General features: G+C 33.3%; 13 protein-coding genes. All 13 read left to right on the forward strand.

The window, feature by feature from the left end:
- The first annotated feature begins 475 nt into the window (after nt 1-475).
- Nucleotides 476-3,670, forward strand: coding sequence for a SusC/RagA family TonB-linked outer membrane protein (locus RCH18_RS11325; protein WP_326936870.1), 3,195 nt, complete (start codon nt 476-478; stop codon nt 3,668-3,670).
- A gap of 20 nt (nt 3,671-3,690) precedes the next feature.
- Nucleotides 3,691-5,352, forward strand: a complete 1,662-nt coding sequence (locus RCH18_RS11330; protein WP_326936871.1) for a RagB/SusD family nutrient uptake outer membrane protein — start codon at nt 3,691-3,693, stop codon at nt 5,350-5,352.
- Nucleotides 5,353-5,613: 261 nt separating this feature from the next.
- Nucleotides 5,614-6,771 carry a glucuronyl hydrolase gene (locus tag RCH18_RS11335; protein ID WP_326936872.1) on the forward strand — a complete coding sequence of 386 codons (1,158 nt, stop codon included), beginning with the start codon at nt 5,614-5,616 and terminating at the stop codon, nt 6,769-6,771.
- 500 nt (nt 6,772-7,271) lie between these two features.
- Nucleotides 7,272-8,660 (forward strand): alpha-L-fucosidase, encoded by a 1,389-nt coding sequence (locus tag RCH18_RS11340; RefSeq protein WP_326936873.1) that lies wholly within the window; start codon nt 7,272-7,274, stop codon nt 8,658-8,660.
- 298 nt (nt 8,661-8,958) lie between these two features.
- On the forward strand, nt 8,959-10,440 hold the full coding sequence (locus RCH18_RS11345; RefSeq protein ID WP_326936874.1) for a sulfatase family protein: 1,482 nt from the start codon (nt 8,959-8,961) through the stop codon (nt 10,438-10,440).
- Between the two features lie 83 nt (nt 10,441-10,523).
- Complete coding sequence (locus RCH18_RS11350) at nt 10,524-11,564, forward strand: LacI family DNA-binding transcriptional regulator (protein WP_326936875.1); 1,041 nt, start codon at nt 10,524-10,526, stop codon at nt 11,562-11,564.
- 100 nt (nt 11,565-11,664) lie between these two features.
- Nucleotides 11,665-12,507, forward strand: coding sequence for a 5-dehydro-4-deoxy-D-glucuronate isomerase (gene kduI, locus RCH18_RS11355; protein ID WP_326936876.1), 843 nt, complete (start codon nt 11,665-11,667; stop codon nt 12,505-12,507).
- Between the two features lie 7 nt (nt 12,508-12,514).
- Nucleotides 12,515-13,297 carry a gluconate 5-dehydrogenase gene (locus tag RCH18_RS11360; protein ID WP_326936877.1) on the forward strand — a complete coding sequence of 261 codons (783 nt, stop codon included), beginning with the start codon at nt 12,515-12,517 and terminating at the stop codon, nt 13,295-13,297.
- Nucleotides 13,298-13,499: 202 nt separating this feature from the next.
- On the forward strand, nt 13,500-14,558 hold the full coding sequence (locus RCH18_RS11365) for a DUF4861 family protein (RefSeq protein ID WP_326936878.1): 1,059 nt from the start codon (nt 13,500-13,502) through the stop codon (nt 14,556-14,558).
- Nucleotides 14,559-14,571: 13 nt separating this feature from the next.
- Nucleotides 14,572-15,342: an SDR family NAD(P)-dependent oxidoreductase gene (locus RCH18_RS11370; RefSeq protein WP_326936879.1), complete on the forward strand. Its 771-nt coding sequence runs from the start codon at nt 14,572-14,574 to the stop codon at nt 15,340-15,342.
- Nucleotides 15,343-15,419: 77 nt separating this feature from the next.
- Complete coding sequence (locus tag RCH18_RS11375; RefSeq protein ID WP_326936880.1) at nt 15,420-16,430, forward strand: sugar kinase; 1,011 nt, start codon at nt 15,420-15,422, stop codon at nt 16,428-16,430.
- Nucleotides 16,423-17,088, forward strand: a complete 666-nt coding sequence (locus RCH18_RS11380) for a bifunctional 4-hydroxy-2-oxoglutarate aldolase/2-dehydro-3-deoxy-phosphogluconate aldolase (RefSeq protein ID WP_326936881.1) — start codon at nt 16,423-16,425, stop codon at nt 17,086-17,088. Before RCH18_RS11375 ends, RCH18_RS11380 begins: the two co-directional genes overlap by 8 nt.
- Nucleotides 17,089-17,205: 117 nt before the next feature.
- Nucleotides 17,206-18,642, forward strand: a complete 1,437-nt coding sequence (locus RCH18_RS11385; protein ID WP_326936882.1) for an MFS transporter — start codon at nt 17,206-17,208, stop codon at nt 18,640-18,642.
- Nucleotides 18,643-18,826 lie beyond the last annotated feature (184 nt).

Raw genomic sequence — 18,826 nt, forward strand, 5'->3', positions numbered from 1 at the left:
TTGGCGTTTTTTTTACTAACAATTTTTTAAATAGATATAGGAATCCTTGCATACAAATTGTAGATCAGCATAAAATAAAAATTATACCTTAAAATGTAGTAACATCAAATTAAAACTCATTCGTAAACTATAGTAGTATAATAGCAAGTAATGAGATTTATATATTTAAATTATATTATGCAAGTATATGGTCAATATAATTGTCGTGGTTAAACCTTCACGTCAATATTAAAAAAACCTCCATTACTTTTACTTCAAATTAATCAAAGAAAATTTAAATAGCTTATTTAATAAAAAACACTTTACGCACTTTAATGTCTTAAAAATATTAGAATTCTTGACCGAACAATAGAATTAAAGCATTAAATGATTAAAATCTACTATATTTTTTCATATTTAATATTTTTTATTTGGTATTATGAAAACGTTTGCATAATATTGTATCATATTACTACTAAACCAATTTAAAATGTTTATGAAAAAAAATTTAAAATTGAAAAGTCAATCTTTAACAAGTGTGTTTAAATACTTATTTATTGGCATTCTCATGACAATTGCCCCTGTATATGCTCAGGCGCAAAACAAAACAATTTCGGGCGTAGTTACTGACGATTTAAAAGAAACGCTTCCCGGAGTAACAGTTACTATTAAGGGATCAAAAACCGCTGCGCAAACTGATGTAAATGGAAAATTTATGATCACCGCAAGCCCAAAAGATCAACTTGTTTTTTCTTATATCGGGTTTGAAACAACATCAGTACTTATTGGTGCAAAAACAGTGATCAATGTAAATCTAAAGTCACAAATGAGCGACTTAGATGAAGTGGTAGTTATTGGTTATGGAACTACTAAAAGAAAAGATCTAACAGGAGCTGTTGCTTCTGTAACCATGAAAGATCTTGCTAAAGCGCCAGTTCGTTCCTTTGATGAAGCATTAGCGGGTCGTGTAGCCGGAGTTCAAGTAACATCAGCAGATGGTCGTCCAGGTTCAGGAGTCAATATTGTAATTAGAGGAAACAACTCTGTTACACAGTCTAGTAGTCCTTTATATGTCGTTGATGGTTTTTTATTAGAAGATCAAAACAATAATACTATTAATCCAGCTGACATTGAGTCAATTGATGTGTTAAAAGATGCATCAGCAACAGCTATTTATGGCGCAAGAGGAGCTAATGGTGTTATTGTAATCACTACAAAAAAAGGTAAAGAAGGTAAGCCAGTATTTAGTTTTTCTAGCTCAACGGGAGTTCAAGAAAACATCAATCCTATTGAAATGATGAGTCCTTACGAGTTTGTAAAATATCAAATAGAACTGACTCCAGAACTTACAGGAACACCAAAAACTCCTACTGAACTGTATCTTGCTGATGGAAAAACATTAGATTATTATAAGACACAACCAGCTATTGACTGGCAAAGTAAAACTCAACGTGCCGCAATTATTACTAATAATAATCTTTCTGTATCGGGCGGGACTAAAAAATTAAAGTATGTGTTTTCTGGTTCTACAATAGATCAAGATGGTATTCTATTAGGATCAAATTATAAAAGATATCAGGGTAGAACGGTATTAGATTATAAAATTACTGATAAACTAAAAGTGGGTGTTAATGCTAATTATAGCTTCTTGAAGCAATCTGGTGTAAATCCTGTAGTATCAGAAACGGGTAGTTCAACATCAAATATAATGGTAGCAGTTTGGGGAGCTAGACCAGTGCTTACTGATCCTTCTATGGAAGATTTCTTTATCGATCCAGATATTGATCCTCTTAATGATTATCGAGTAAATCCAGTCATCAACTTGCAAAACATGTATCGTGTAAACAATACTAAAAACTTCAGTGCTAATTCATATCTTGAATATCTTTTTACAAAAGATTTAAAACTAAGATCTACTTTTGGTATCACTGAAAATCGCTTAACGCAAAATAGTTTTGACAACTCAAGAACTCAATATGGAAATCCAGCGGGCTCTAATGGAGGACCACAAGGGAGTATTATCAACATTAGTTCAAGTAACTGGTTAAATGAAAATACATTAACATGGAATAAAAAGTTAACTAAAAAGTCAAAAATAGATGTATTAGGCGGATTCACAGTACAAAAATCAGATCGTTGGACTAATGGGATTTCAGCTAAAAGATTGCCTAATGAAGATTTAGGCTTGGATGGACTTTATCAAGGAGTTCAACAAAGAGTGGATTCTACAGCGTCTGTTTGGACCATGTCATCATTTTTAGGAAGAATAAATTACAATTATGATTCTAGATATTTAGTTACTGCCTCTTTTAGGGCAGATGGTTCTTCTAAATTTCCATCAGAAAATCATTGGGGTTATTTTCCTTCAGCGGCAGCATCTTGGACATTTAAAAACGAAAAATTCTTAAAAAGAAATAAAGTATTATCAGAAGGTAAATTACGTGTGAGCTATGGTGTTACAGGAAATAATCGTGTAGGTGATTTTGATTACCTTACAAGATATTTTAATCCAATAGGTTCAAGTTATGTTTTTAATAACCAATACGTTTCTGGAGTTGTAGCTACTAACCTTGGTAATTCTCAGTTGAAATGGGAGTCAACAGAGCAAGTAGATGCCGGACTAGATGTTGGATTCTTTAATCAAAGAGTAACAATTTCTGCAGATGTATATAGAAAGTTGACTAAAGATTTATTATTGCAAACACAACTTGCCCCTTCTTCTGGATTTGGTACCGCTACTAAAAATGTAGGTAGTGTAGAAAATAAAGGACTAGAATTAAGCCTTACTACTAGAAACATTCAAACAGAAAATTTCTCTTGGACTTCTAGCGCTAATATTTCATTCAATAAAAATAAGGTAGTTGCTTTAGGTGAAGATGGAAGTTCGATACAAAGATCAATACCATGGGACAATTTTTCTAGAAATATCTCAGCTTATATCACGAAGGTAGGTGAACCTTTAGGTTTAATGTATGGTTACGAATCATTAGGAACTTACAAATATGAAGATTTTACTCAAGATAGTAATGGTCAGTATTTTCTAAAAGCTGATGTAAATACGAGTGGCAAACCGCGCACGGGTGATATTAGAACTAGAACACAACCTGGAGATCCAAAATATAAAGATCAAAATGGTGATTTAGCAACTACAACCGCTGATTACACAGTAATAGGAAAAGGACAGCCAATTCATACTGGTGGATTTAGCAATAATTTCACTTATAAAGGTTTTGATTTAAATGTGTTTTTACAGTGGTCTTATGGTAACGATATCATGAACGCAAACACACTAATGTTTGAAGGGAACGCGCAAACGAAAACATTCTTAAATCAGTATGCAAGTTATAATAACCGCTGGTCAGCTGATAACCCTACATCTGATATACCTAGAACAAGAGGATATAATACAGCATCATTTGGAGGATATTCTTCAGCTATTGTAGAAGATGGTTCGTTCATAAGATTAAAAACAGTTTCTTTAGGATATAATTTCGAATCAGAATTTACTAAAAAATTACGTTTAAAATCATTAAGATTTTACCTTTCTGGACAAAACTTAATTACTTGGACTAAATATTCAGGATCAGATCCAGAGGTTAACTCCTATGGTTCTGCATTAACTTCAGGATTTGATTTTTCATCTTACCCACGTGCTCGCACAATAGTTTTTGGAACAAATATTTCATTTTAATAACATAATATCATTTACAAATGAAAAAAATATATATCACATTAGCATTAGTAGCCATGTTGTCTACCTCGTGCGAAGAATTTCTAAATACTAAACCAGTTGATAAAATTGGTAAAGAGCAATACTTCACTAATGAAGAAGGATTATTGCAAGGTTTAGCCGGAGTATATGACCCATTAGGAGCGGCACCCTTATACGGAGAAGCATTATATACCAAACTAGAAGCTTGTACAGATGAAGGCTTTTATGCCAGAAGTGGTCAGAAAACAGAACCTATGGTATATGTTTTTAATGCAACTGATCCCAATGTTTCTAATATGTGGAATACCCTATATGATGGATTAAATAGAGCTAATGATTTAATTGCGAATATTAATATCCCAACAATGGATGAAGGTAAACGCCAAGTTATCTTAGGTGAAGCATTATTCTTAAGAGGCTATTATCATTTTATGTTAGTGAAAGGATTTGGAGCAGTACCGATGAAGACATCTCCTACAACCACACCAAATGGCACACAACAACCCGCAACACCTATCGCTCAGATTTACGCTCAGATAGTGAAAGATATGACAGAAGCAGAAGCTAAAGTATCTACTTCAACCAGTTTAGGATATTCAAGTAGAGTGTCTAAAACTGTTGTACAAGGAATACTTTCAAGAGTTTACTTGACTATGGCAGGATACCCACTTAATGATACTGCAAAATATAAAGACGCCTTAGCTTATGCTAAAAAAGTTGTGGATTCAGGTGAACACGCTTTAAATGTTACGTTTAATCCAGACCCTATTTATAATACTTTTAATCCTTCTTACGGAAATACTTCTAATAATGGATACCGTCAGATTTTTATCAATCAAGTACAAGATGTTTATGATGTAAAAGAATCTATGTGGGAAATTGATTTTAAAGGAAATCGTAGTGATGGATATGTTGAAACGGGTCGTTTAGGAAATACTAATGGAATCACTTTTACTGGAGCTGCGTTATTCAATCAGATAGGTTATAGCTATGGTTTTATTAGAGGTACTGGACGTTTATTTAATAGTTATGGTGAAGGCGATTTGCGTCGTGACTGGGTTTTAACTACTTATACTTTTAATAATACCACTGGTGCTAAAAATCCAATTGTAAAATTAGCCGCAGCGCGAGCTTCTGAATTTCCTTATGGTAGAGACTGTGGAAAATGGAGAAGAGAATATGAAGGACCACTTTCAAAAGAGAAAAATCACAATCCAAATAATTTCCCAGTACTAAGATATGCTGATGTATTGTTAATGATGGCAGAATCAGAAAATCAAGTTAGCGGTCCAACTGCTGCAGCTTACAATGCTGTTAACCAAGTGCGTCGTAGAGGATATAATCTTCCTATTAATACAGTTAGCATGATTGCTGATTTACCAGCAGGATTGTCTAAAGCTGATTTTCAATTAGCAATCGAAGATGAACGTATGCGTGAATTATGTTTTGAAGGAACACGTAAATCAGATTTAATTCGATGGGGCAAATTTGTTCAAACTATGAATGCAGTTGGTGCAGAAATGTCAACTGCCCCAACAACAGGAAATCAGCAATATGCAGGTTTTGGTGGAAGCAATGTAGCACCTAAACATTTATTATATCCTATTCCTTCAAGAGAAATAGCTTCTAATAAAGAGTTAACACAAAATCCAGGTTGGTAAAACCTATTATACTGCTTAATAAGTAGTATTGTATCACTAATAAATATTGAGCGCAATCAAAATTTTGTTTTATAGCAGCAAAGTTTGATTGTGCTCAATTTATAAAATGCAAAAAATAAAAATGTATTTCCGCTTGAAAACAATCCTAATAAAGCAGCATTTATTTTACTTATATCAATTACCTAAATAAATTACCAAATTTCACTCATTATGAAAATAATATCTTCCCTCCTATTCATTTTTGTTCTTTATAGCTGCGGCATGAAGACAACAAAAAATGATGACAAACAAGAAATGAAAGCGCTTATTGATGAAAATTTTGTTTTTGCTGCAAAGCAATATCAATATTTAATGAAAAACACGCCAAAAGACTCCTTACCAAAAACATTCAAAAACAATAAAAACATTAACAGCGATGCTTACTGGTGGTGTAGTGGTTTTTATCCTGGAACCTTATTTTATATATATGAATATACTAAAGATCCTTCAATACTAGCAGCAGCAAATCAAAAGTTGACTGTTTTAGAGCCAGTAAAATACTTTACTCAAAATCATGATTTAGGTTTTATGATGTATTGTAGTTTTGGAAATGCTTACCGTTTAGATAATAAACAAGAATATAAGGATGTAATTCTTCAATCAGCTAAATCACTTGCTACTAGATACCGTCCAGATGCAAAAGTGATTCAGTCTTGGGAAATATCTGAAGGAGCTTTGCGCCAAAAAGGATTTGTAGGTCCAGTTATCATCGATAATATGATGAATTTAGAAATGCTAGAATGGGCTAGCTTAAATAGCAATGACAAAAGCTTTGCAAATATAGCAAGAACCCACTCCAATACAACTATAAAAAACCATTTCAGACCTGACTATAGCTCTTACCACGTATTAGATTACGATTTGACAAATGGAGATGTTAGAAAAAAGGTGACAGCACAAGGTGCAGCTGATGAAAGTGCTTGGAGCCGCGGTCAAGGTTGGGCTTTATATGGTTACATCATGATGTACCGTTTCACTAAAGATCCTGCTTACTTAAAACAAGCTAAAGGAATAGCTCAGTTTATATTAAATCACCCAAATTTGCCTGCAGATAAGATTCCATATTGGGATTTTGACGCTAAAGAAATACCAAATGCTTTACGTGATGTATCTGCAGCTTCTATATTTGCTTCTGCTTTATTAGAATTAGGGCAATACACAACAGGTGCAGAGAAAGAAAAATATGTTTCATCGGCAAAAACAATGATAAAATCAATGTCTAGCGATAAATATAGAGCTAAACTTGGAACTAATGGTGGGTATCTTTTGATGCATAGTGTAGGATCAATTCCTCACAACAATGAAATCGACGTGCCATTAACTTATGCTGATTATTATTTTGCAGAAGCATTATTGAGATACAAACAATGGTATTTATAATTTCAAAAAAGAAAACTTCGTTTCTAAAATTATAATATCAATTTCACTCCTACTCTATTAAGTTTAAAAATGTTGTGTTTAAATGTTTTATAGCTATAATTTTTATGATCTTATACAAATTGACAGATATTCAATACTTGTCAGATTTAAATAATTAAAGACAATTAAATGATTTATAACTATTCCGTGCATTCTATTTTAAAAAGGTTGAGTTAGAGTTAGATTCAGCTTTAGGTTGAATTGCATCCAGTTTTAGGTTGAGATGCATCGAGTTTTAGGTTGTGATGCCTCCATCTTTAGCTGGAAAAATGTAATTAGTAAAGATAAATAGCTTTAGCCAAACAAAATATTTTGGCTAAAGCCCAATGCTTAACTGTTTTAATTTTCTCCAGAAAAAGCTGGATGCTAGTGAAACAATTATAATATTCAATAGTTACAAAAATAGAAAGTATAATACTCTTTCTTAGTAAAAAGAACCAATATCCAGTAAAGAAAAAAAGATGAAGAAAAAAATTTTTATGCTTTTAATTCTATCAGTACTTAATCTGAATTTATTTGCCCAGCAACAAATCGTCAAACCAGCTGACCAATTAGATTGGTGGAGCGGTTCAAAGTTTGGTATGTTCTTACATTGGGGACTATATTCCCAAGCAGCTGGTGATTGGAATGGAAAGCGTTATAAGGGCAATGAGCATTTTATGATATATGAAAAACTATCTATAAAAGAATATGCTAGCTTAGCCAATGATTTTAACCCTACACTATTTAAGGCTGATCAATGGGTAAAAATGGCCAAAAATGCAGGCATGAAATACGTTGTCATTACCACTAAGCACCATGATGGTTTTGCGATGTACGATTCACCTAGCAGTGACTATAATATTGTCAACAAGACTCCTTTTCAGCGTGATCCACTGCAGGAATTAGCCCAAGCTTGCAAAGAAAATGACATGAAATTAGGCTTTTACTATTCATTGGGTAGAGACTGGGAAGATCCAGATGTACCAACGAATTGGCCTACAAAAGGAGGACGAAGTAATTTAGTCGACTTTCCAGATGAAGATAAAAAAGACATCTCAAAATATTTTGAAAGAAAAGTAAAACCTCAAATAAGAGAATTACTTACTAACTATGGACCTGTAAGCGTACTATGGTTTGATACTCCTGAACTAATTACCAAAGCGCAAAGTGAAGAACTATTAACTATGATAAAAACGTTGCAGCCAAATTGCATTGTGAATAATCGTATAGGAAATGGTCTAGGTGATTATTATGTTTCTGAACAACAAATTGCTAAAGATGCCAACCCAAAACCATGGGAAGCTTGTATTACCATGAGCAGAGGTTGGGCTTTTAATCGTCATGATAATGAATGGAAATCCCCTGAACTACTGGTTAGACAATTAGTCGAAATAGTGAGCAAGGGTGGAAACTTACTGTTAAACATTGGCCCAAAGGCGGATGGTACGTTTCCTCCAGAAGCTGTAGAACGTTTAAAAGCAATAGGCGAATGGATGACCATTAATAGCGAAGCAATATATAATACAAAACCATGGAGCGTAATTTCAGAACAAGTTTCCTCTAAAACATTAGCTGGAACTATGGTGCACGATTCTGATTCAGATACTACTTCAAAAACAATTTTACCAGATATTTATTTTACTTCTAAAGAAAATATTGTTTACATAATTGCTCGTAGTTGGACTGCACCGGACTTAGATATAAAAGCTCTTGTAAAAGAAAAATATAAAATTAAATCTATCAATTTATTAGGATCAAATACTAAGATAAATTGGAAACAAAATAGCACGGCACTTAATATAATGATGCCTAAGGTTTTACCAACTGAAATACCTGTATATGTGTTTAAAGTGACATTAAAAGAATAAAATTTAAGAAAACAACCTTTAGTGATTGCGTTTAATAACTATGTTTTACAAATTAGAAATGTTTTATGTTTGTAACATTTTTTAAATTTCTGTAAAGAATTTTCTTTTATAACTAAAGTTGATTATGAAGCTGTCTACTAATATAAAAATTAAATTATTGACAGTAAGTATTTAAATTGTAAGCAGATACATTAATTTAAAAAGTAAACTATAAAATGAAAATAATCTAATAATATGTTACTAATTATTGAGTAGGAATTTGTTAGATTTTAAACTAAATTTTAAAAAAAATAAAATAATGATCAATAGAACACATTCTCTTTTTTCAGTGAAACTACTTTTGGCAATCTGCTTTTTAAGTAGCATTTACAGCATCGCACAAACACCAAATTCTAAAAACACTAAGCCTAACTTATTAATTATTATGGCTGATCAGTGGAGAGGGCAAGCGATAGGATTTGAAGGTAAAGAGCCGGTGATGACCCCTTTTTTAGATAAATACGCCAAGGAAAGTTTAGTATTGGGACAAATGGTTAGTAATTATCCGGTATGCTCTCCAGCAAGAGCTATGTTAATGACGGGGCAATGGCCTGTAAAAAACAAGGTGTATAGCAACGTAAATTCTGCTTCTGCTCCTTTTGGAGTTGAGTTACAAGATGATGCAATTACTTGGTCGGATATTTTAAAAAAGAATGGATATTCTAACGGTTATATAGGTAAATGGCATTTAGATTCTCCTTATAAACCCTATATTCCTACTTCAAATAATATCGGCAAAGTGGCTTGGAACGAATGGACCTCTCCTGAAAAACGTCATGGTTTTGATTATTGGTATTCTTACGGAACTTATGACGTGCATAATAGACCCATGTATTGGGATACCAATGCTAAAAGAGATGAATTTCATTACGTTGATCAATGGGGACCCATTCATGAAGCTGATAAAGCAATTGCTTTTATGAAAAACGAAAATGGAAATATTCGTAAAACAGATGCTCCTTTTTCTCTTGTAGTTTCAATGAATCCGCCACATTCAGAATATGAAACGGTTCCTGAAAATTATTATAACCTATACAAAGACATTCCCTTAGAAGATTTAATCAAAGATGGAAATATCCCTCCTGCAGGAACTAAAGGTGGAGATCAATATCGACATGATATTAAATATTATTACGCTAATATTACTGGTGTAGATGAACAAATAGGGAGAATACTTCAAGGTTTAAAAGACCAAAAATTAGACGAAAATACAATTGTCATTATTATGGCAGATCACGGAAATTGCTTAGGAAAACACTCTGAAGTATCTAAAAATAATATTTATGAGGAATCACTTCGAATCCCCTTTATCGTGAATTGGAAAGGTCATGTCAACCCTAGAATGGATAATACATTTTTAGGAAGTTTACCTGATATATATCCAACTATTTTAGATATGATGGGTATGAAAAACCAAATCCCAACTGATATTGATGGAAAAAGTTATGCCTCTTATTATCTAAAAGGAAAAGGTAAAACACCCACTGAGCAATTCATTATGGGTGCTATTATCAGTGATAATGTCGATATCAATACTGGTTTTAGAGGAGTTCGAACTAAAGATTATAAATTATCGTATGTGAAGAAAAACGGAATAAACGAGCTAGTTTTGTTTAATATGAAAGCAGATCCATTTGAGATGAATAATATTTATAAAGCAGATCATCCCATGGTTAAAAAATTAACTCCAGTTTTAAAAAAATATTTAAAAGAGACAGCAGACGGGTTTTTATTGGAATAAGATAATTACCATCTTTCAGTAAAGCATAAAAAGTTAACTAGATAACAACAATCAAATCATTCACAAATACATAGAGTGACACCATGCAAGAAAAAGAAAAAAATCACGATAATACAATATTAGATATTGCAAAAGCACTGAAGTTATCACCTGCTACAATATCAAGAGCATTAAATAACGGAACCTATGTGAAGGCAGAAACTAAGAAACGTGTTATTGATATGGCGGAGAAATTAGGCTATAGACGTAATTTAATGGCTTCTAGTTTACGCAATAATAAAACCAACACTATAGGATTGCTGGTCCCGCGTATATCAATGTTTTTTCATGCTGCCGTAATTACAACAATTCAAAACGAGCTTTATAAGCACGGTTATAATTTAGTTATTTGTCAATCCAATGATTCGATCACACTTGAAAAAGAATTGGCGTCTACGATGTTTTCTTCACGTGTAGATGCATTAATTGTCGCTTGTACTCTTGAAACAGAGGATTTTAGTCATTTTGATGTATTTGTCAAAAATAATATTCCTCTTATTTTTTATGATCGCGTTCCCACCAAGCCTTACAATGCTACAATAATTAAAGGCGATGATTTTAGAGGTGGATATTTAGCAGCACAACATTTACTGGAATTAGGTTGCAAAAAAATAGCTCATATTTCAGGTCCACTAACATCAAATCTATATATAGATCGCCTTGCAGGTTATAAAAAAGCGTGTGATCAGTATAAGGTTGCTATAAATGAAGATCTTATTTTTCATCAAGAATTAACACATGAAAATGCTAGAAAAGTAATGGAAATCATGTTTGAGGGAGATAATAAACCCGATGCGATTTTTACTGCTAATGACACGAGCGCCATTGCGGCCTTGGAATATGCACGTGAACATAATATTAAGGTCCCTGAAGATCTTAAAATTGTAGGATATTCTAATGATTCTCGTACGGAAATTGTAAGACCATCACTCACAACTATTGAGCAATTCCCAGTGTTATTTGGTGTTAAAGTGGTTGAAATTGTTCTAAAAAAATTAGAAGAAAAATCAAATGATGTTGAAATTTCAGTGCTGTCAGATGTTACCACCACTCCTGTACAATTAATACGTAGAATGTCAACATAAAACTAATATGGTGTAATAAATCCTGTAGGTAAAGGATAGTTTTAGAGTAAAACAATATCTTGTTTTTTAGTAACAGAATACAAATTTTAAAATATATACAATGAATACAAATTTTGAAAGTCGCTATGCAGTAAGTCCAAATGAAGCAAAGCAAATGGATACAGCATCATTACGATCTAATTTTTTAATAGAAAATCTATTTGTTGACGATCAAGTTAATTTAACGTTATCGCACTTTGACCGATATATCGTTGGTGGAGCGACGCCAAAAAATGAAAAATTGGCTATGCCAAATCCAGATAATATAAAAGCAAATTTCTTTTTAGAAAGAAGAGAACTTGGGATAATCAATGTAGGAGGAAAAGGAATTGTTTCTGCAGATGGAGAGCAATACGAACTTGATTATAAAGAAGCCTTGTATTTAGGCAAAGGTATCAGAGAAGTATATTTCGAATCATCAGACGCAAATCATCCAGCAAAATTTTATTTGAACTCTGCTCCCGCGCACCATACTTATCCCTCCCAAAAAATTACAAAAGCTGATGCAGAAATTGTAGAGTTAGGATCAATGGAAACAGCTAATCATAGAATTATAAATAAATTGATTGTGAATAGCGTGGTTCAAACTTGTCAAGTTCAAATGGGAATGACAGAGCTAAAAGCAGGAAGCGTATGGAACACTATGCCAGCGCACACCCACGACAGACGTATGGAAGCCTATTTCTATTTTGAGGTTCCAGAAAATCAAAGCGTGTGTCATTTTATGGGTGAACCACAAGAGACAAGACACATCTGGATGCAAAATGAACAAGCTGTAATTTCTCCTAACTGGTCTATACATTCAGGAGCTGGAACATCAAACTATAGTTTTATATGGGGAATGGCTGGCGAAAACCTAGATTATGGAGATATGGATCACTGCACTATTAACGATTTAAAATAAAAACAACATGAACTTATTTGATTTAAAAGGAAAAACGGCACTTATCACAGGTGGTATTCACGGATTGGGAATGGCAATGGCGGAAGGATTAGCTAGAGCTGGTGCTGAATTAATCATTACTAACAATACACTTGAGCCTCTTGAAACAGCAATAGAATATTATAAAAACGCAGGATATACAGCAACAGGTTATGTGTTTGACGTTACTGATGAAAAAGAAGCCGAAGCTCAGGTTGCAGCAATGGAAGCGGCACATGGTAAAATAGATATTTTAGTTAATAATGCTGGAATTATTATGCGCGTATTAGCTATTGATATGTCAGTAGAGGATTTCCGTAAAGTTATTGATGTAGATTTAGTAGGTGTTTTTATTATGTCTAAGTTGGTTGCTAAAAGCATGATTGCTAGAAAATCAGGAAAAATCATAAATATTTGCTCGATGATGAGTGAGCTAGGACGTGATAATGTAAGTGCTTACGCTTCTGCAAAAGGTGGATTAAAAATGCTAACTAAAAATCTGGCTACCGAATGGGCTAAATATAACATTCAAGTAAATGGAATTGGTCCAGGATATTTTGCTACTTCTCAAACAGAGCCAATCCGTGTTGATGGACATCCTTTTAATGATTTTATCATTAGTAGAACTCCAGCAGGTCGTTGGGGTGAGCCAGAAGATCTTGCGGGAACTGCTGTCTTTTTAGCTTCTGATGCAAGTAAATTTGTAAATGGTCAAATTATTTACGTAGATGGTGGAATTCTTGCTACCATTGGCAAACCTGCAAATGAATAATACTCATAAAAGATAAAATAGTATCAATATTATTAGGGGTAAATGATTAATTTGCCCCTTGTTATAGGTATTGTAATTTTATTCTTGACAGTTGGAATCAACGTTTTACTAATACTTTATAACCCATACTATGAAATCAAACAAATTTTTTCTCTCACTATTTTTCCTGTTGCCTTTCGCTCTATTTGCACAAACAAAAAAAATGATTAGTATTCAAAACAATACAGTCTACGAACGAAAAGAAGCGGTTGTTGCTATAAAATGGGAATCTATTTTAGCGGCATATCCTCAAATTGATACAAGCAATTTTATAGTAATTAATAGCAATACTAAGAAACAAGTACAATATCAGTTGGAACGTCGAGGCTCTAAAATAATTCAAAATTTATTAGTACAAGTTACTGTTAAAGCTAAATCAGTAGTACAACTTTCGATACAAAAAGGCAAACCTCAAGTTTTTCCAGTGAAAACTTATGCTCGTTACGTGCCTGAACGTATGGATGATTTTGCTTGGGAAAACGACAAGATTGCGTTTCGCACTTATGGTAAAGCACTTGAAAAAACAAAAGGAGATGCTTATGGTAATGATATTTGGGTAAAACGTACTGATAAAATGATTTTAGACAAACGTTATAAGTCGGAAGATTATCATAAAGATAGCGGAGACGGTTTAGATTATTATCATGTTGGTTTCACACTTGGCGCCGGTAATATGGCTCCTTATGTGAATGATACAGTCCGCTATTCCGGAAATTATCACCAATGGAAAATAATGGATAATGGACCATTGCGATCTACTTTTAAACTTACTTATGATGAGTGGAATGTCAATGGACTTAAAGTTAAAGCAACCAAAACAATGTCATTAGATGCTGGATCTCAATTGTATCAGTTAGAAAATGTTTATTCTTTTAATGATACTAAACCTTTGACAGTTGTCGCTGGAATAATTAAAAGACCTGAAACGGGTATCATATCTTTAAATGAGCAAGAGGGAATCATGAGCTATTGGGAACCTAAGCATGGTGAAGATGGTACAACTGGCGTAGGTGTAATTTTGACAACTCCTGTAAATACAATGTTAGTAGGAAAAGAGCAAATGTTAGCGCAAACTGAAGTAAAAAATAATGAACCAATTGTATACTATACGGGTGGCGCATGGGATAAGGCTGGAAAAATTACAAATAATGTACAGTGGATTGATTATTTAAACAGATTTGCAATGGAGATAAAAAATCCACTAATTGTTAGTATAAAATAATAAATAATAAAATATGAAGGTTCTTGATTTGTTTCAATTAGAAGGTAAATTAGCATTAGTTACAGGCTGTAAACGAGGAATAGGTAAAGAAATGGCAATTGCTCTTGCTGAAGCAGGTGCTGATATAATAGGCGTTTCTGCTTCATTAGAAGCTAATGGAAGTGAAATTGAAAAAGCCGTTATTGCAGCAGGTAGAAAATTTTATTCATACCAATGTGATTTTTCTAATCGTGATTCTTTATATGATTTTATTAAAAATGTAAAAACAAATCATCCTGTAATTGATATTTTGATTAATAATGCTGGCACAATTTTGCGCAAACCGATAGCTGAACATCCTGATGATTTTTGGGATGAAGCCATTGCAGTTAATCAAACAGCGCCCTTTATTTTAACACGTGAAATAGGGAAAGAAATGCTAAAAAGAGAGCAAGGCAAAATTGTTTTTACCGCTTCTCTTTTATCATATCAAGGTGGAATTAATGTGCCAGGATATGCTGCTAGTAAAGGAGCTGTGGCACAATTGACAAAAGCTTTCGCAAACGAATGGGCCGCTAAAGGCATAAATGTAAACGCTATAGTTCCTGGATATATCTCTACAGAAAATACAAAAACACTTAGAGAAGACCATGAAAGAAGCAGTTCGATCTTAGGGCGTATTCCTGCAAATCGATGGGGACAACCAGCGGACTTTAAAGGTCCAATAGTTTTTCTGTGTTCGGCTGCTGCCAATTATATTCATGGAAGCTTAATAAACGTCGATGGTGGGTGGATGGGAAGATAATTAATTAAGCAATTTTAAAAATTGTTGATAAAAGGTAAGAAAAAATTTAACTTATTAAAAAATTGAGCAGTAAAACTATGGGAAAAGTACTTTGTTTTGGAGAAATCCTTTTAAGATATAGTATGGGAGAAAATTTCCCACAAGAACAAGATATGAATGCGTATGTAGGTGGTGCAGAAAGTAATGTAGCCTTGGCTCTAGCCAAATGGAACATTCCGGTTTCATACTGCACTGCGTTACCCGATAATTTTCTTAGTGACAAAATTCTCGCGTACTATAAAGAGAATAAAGTAGAAACTACTGCTACAATCAAATCAGGTGAAAGAATTGGATCATACTATTTAAACCAAGGTGCCGATGTAAAAAATGCTGGTGTCATTTACGATCGTAAATACTCATCGTTTTCTGAATTAAAAGGTTCTGATATTAATTGGGAAGCCATTTTTGAAGGGGTTACTTGGTTTCATTTTACTGCTATTTCTCCTGCTTTGAATGCTGATATCGCTACACTATGTGAAGATGCATTAAAGGTTGCGTCAAAAAAAGGTATTACTATTTCCTTAGATCTAAATTTCAGGGAAAAACTTTGGAAATATGGTAGCGACCCCATTATAGTTATGCCAAATTTAGCTAAGTATGCCACTGTTATCATGGGCAATATATGGGCTGCTGACAGAATGTTAGGAATTAAAGTCGATGATAAAATCGCAAATACAACCTCAGACGCCGACTTATTAATAGAAGCTGAAAATTCTTCGAGAGCTATTTTAAAACAGTATCCTAGTTGTCATACAGTTGCCAATACTTTTCGCTTTAGTGAAGGAGAAAATGTCAAATATTTTACCACCTTATTTCAAGAAGATAAACTATATAATAGTAAAACTTTCCATACTGATAAGCCTATAGATAAAGTGGGAACAGGAGATTGTTTTATGGCTGGTTTGATATATGGAATTATAAATAAAGAACAACCACAAGCTATTATTGATTTTGCTTCCAGAGCAGCTTTTCAAAAATTATTTATAAAAGGCGATGCCACTACATTAGAAGCGACAGAAATTATAAAACTAATCAACCAAGATGAATAAAAAAGAACGGGTCATTCAACAAATCGTGGAGTCAGGATTACTGCCTTTATATTACCACGAAAATCAAGAAGTAAGCATTAATATATTACGGGCACTTTATCATTCAGGTGTGCGAATATTAGAATATACTAATCGCGGTGCTAATGCGTCCATCAATTTTAAAGCACTTAAAACAGTTGCGGTAAATGAAATGCCCGATTTGTTACTAGGCATAGGCACTATAAAAACAGCTGAAAAAGCACAAGAATATATCAACTTGGGAGCTGATTTTATTGTAAGTCCTATTGTTTCTGCTGAAGTGGCCACCTTAGTGTATAGCAATGAAATGGCATGGATTCCGGGATGTTTATCACCAACAGAGATTCATCAGGCGCAAACACTTGGTGCGAGTTTAGTAAAAATTTTTCCGGGCAATTTAGTGGGTCCTTCCTATATACAAACCATAAAAGATATATTTCCTGATCTTATATTTATGCCTACAGGTGGAGTGGAACCAGAAGAACAAAATTTAAAATCTTGGTTTGGAGCTGGAGTTTCAGCCGTAGGAATGGGTAGCAAATTGCTAAAAACTGATTTAATTGAAGCTGGTGATTATGATACACTTTCTGATTATATCTTTAAAGCAATGAGTTTAATACAAACGTGCAGAAATGCCTAAATTATAAAATCTATAAAAGTGTTGAATTTTAATATTCATTTTACTTTTTCAAAATTATCCTTTAAATTATAACTATTGCTACCATAACTATTTATCCTTTTTAAACGCTTTTGCTCTATGGAAATAAAAAATAAAAATTATCGCTGGAAAATTTGCGGATTACTATTCTTTGCAACGACAATAAACTACTTAGATAGACAAGTATTGTCGCTAACTTGGAGTGATTTTATTGCTCCTGAATTCCATTGGACTAATAATGATTATGGAAATATTACAGCTTTATTTTCGATATTTTATGCGATATCATTGTTGTTTGCAGGTCGTTTTGTCGATTGGATGGATACGAAAAAAGGATTTCTCTGGGCAATTGGGATTTGGTCTGTTGGAGCCTGTTTACACGCCTATTGTGGAATTGCAACTGCCGGAATTATTACAGGAAATTGGTTTGTAGGTTTTGAAGAAGCTAAAGATATTATTGCCACTGTAAATGATACAGGTATGGTCATTAATGTAAGTGTTACCCTTTTTATATTTGCACGTTTTGTGTTAGCAGTGGGTGAAGCAGGAAACTTTCCAGCGGCTATTAAAGCAACTGCTGAATATTTTCCTAAAAAAGATAGAGCGCTCTCTACTAGTATTTTTAATGCAGGTGCTACAGTTGGAGCTTTAGCTGCGCCAATCTCAATTCCATTTATTGCAAGAGCATTTGGCTGGGAAATGGCCTTTATAATAATTGGTGCTTTAGGCTTTGTATGGATGGGATTTTGGATTTTTATGTATGATAAACCAGAAAAACATCCAGAAGTAACGGCTACTGAATTAGCATACATTCAACAAGATGATATTGCCGATAGTAAATTGGAAGGATATGTTCCCGAAACGTCAGCAAAAGTTTCTTTGATGCAATGTTTTAAATACAAACAAACATGGGCTTTCGCTTTTGGCAAATTTATGACTGATGGAGTGTGGTGGTTCTTTTTATTTTGGACACCAGCATATTTAAGTTCTGTGTACCAAATGGATTCTACACAAGCAGCTCTTCCATTATTTGTGTTGTATATGATTACTTTACTTTCAATTATAGGAGGTTGGTTACCAACATATTTTGTCGAGAAAAAAGGAATGGATCCTTATGCGGGTAGAATGCGTTCGATGTTAATTTTTGCATTTTTTCCATTATTAGCTTTAATAGCCCAACCATTGGGTCATATCACCTATTGGATTCCAGTAATAATAATTGGCATCGCAGGTGCTGCTCATCAAGCTTGGTCTGCTAACATATTTACTACCGTTGGGGATATGTTTCCTAAAAAAGCTATCGCCACTATTGTTGGAATTGGCGGATTAGCGGGCGGAATTGGTTCGACATTAATTAATAAAGGATCTGGAATGTTATTTGATTTTTCAAAAGAAACCAATATGGCTTTTATGGGATTCCAAGGAATTGAAGCAGGATATTTTATCATTTTTTCAATATGTGCGGTTTGTTATCTAATAGGTTGGAGTGTGATGAAAGTTTTAGTTCCTAAATACAGTCCAATTACAGATATGTAATGGAAAATAAGGATACAACTAATTCTTTTTATACTTTAACGATTAGTAATAGTAATTAGAATTAACGTTGTTAATGGATTAATATAAATCAAAATTTAATTTGGTTTTCCTTTATCATAACTAAACACAGGTCACTGCAACAAGTGATTTTGTATTCATTTTATAAAAATGATTGTTATTAGAA

The organism is Flavobacterium sp. PL11 (genome assembly GCF_035985025.1).
GTDB lineage: Bacteria > Bacteroidota > Bacteroidia > Flavobacteriales > Flavobacteriaceae > Flavobacterium.

Coding starts and splice junctions, on each gene's coding strand:
- RCH18_RS11335 (WP_326936872.1), top strand. CDS start 5,614: ATGAAGACAACAAAAAATGATGACAAACAAGAAATGAAAGCGCTTATT.
- RCH18_RS11345 (WP_326936874.1), top strand. CDS start 8,959: ATGATCAATAGAACACATTCTCTTTTTTCAGTGAAACTACTTTTGGCA.
- RCH18_RS11375 (WP_326936880.1), top strand. CDS start 15,420: ATGGGAAAAGTACTTTGTTTTGGAGAAATCCTTTTAAGATATAGTATG.
- RCH18_RS11325 (WP_326936870.1), top strand. CDS start 476: ATGAAAAAAAATTTAAAATTGAAAAGTCAATCTTTAACAAGTGTGTTT.
- kduI (WP_326936876.1), top strand. CDS start 11,665: ATGAATACAAATTTTGAAAGTCGCTATGCAGTAAGTCCAAATGAAGCA.
- RCH18_RS11365 (WP_326936878.1), top strand. CDS start 13,500: ATGATTAGTATTCAAAACAATACAGTCTACGAACGAAAAGAAGCGGTT.
- RCH18_RS11360 (WP_326936877.1), top strand. CDS start 12,515: ATGAACTTATTTGATTTAAAAGGAAAAACGGCACTTATCACAGGTGGT.
- RCH18_RS11385 (WP_326936882.1), top strand. CDS start 17,206: ATGGAAATAAAAAATAAAAATTATCGCTGGAAAATTTGCGGATTACTA.
- RCH18_RS11330 (WP_326936871.1), top strand. CDS start 3,691: ATGAAAAAAATATATATCACATTAGCATTAGTAGCCATGTTGTCTACC.
- RCH18_RS11350 (WP_326936875.1), top strand. CDS start 10,524: ATGCAAGAAAAAGAAAAAAATCACGATAATACAATATTAGATATTGCA.
- RCH18_RS11380 (WP_326936881.1), top strand. CDS start 16,423: ATGAATAAAAAAGAACGGGTCATTCAACAAATCGTGGAGTCAGGATTA.
- RCH18_RS11370 (WP_326936879.1), top strand. CDS start 14,572: ATGAAGGTTCTTGATTTGTTTCAATTAGAAGGTAAATTAGCATTAGTT.
- RCH18_RS11340 (WP_326936873.1), top strand. CDS start 7,272: ATGAAGAAAAAAATTTTTATGCTTTTAATTCTATCAGTACTTAATCTG.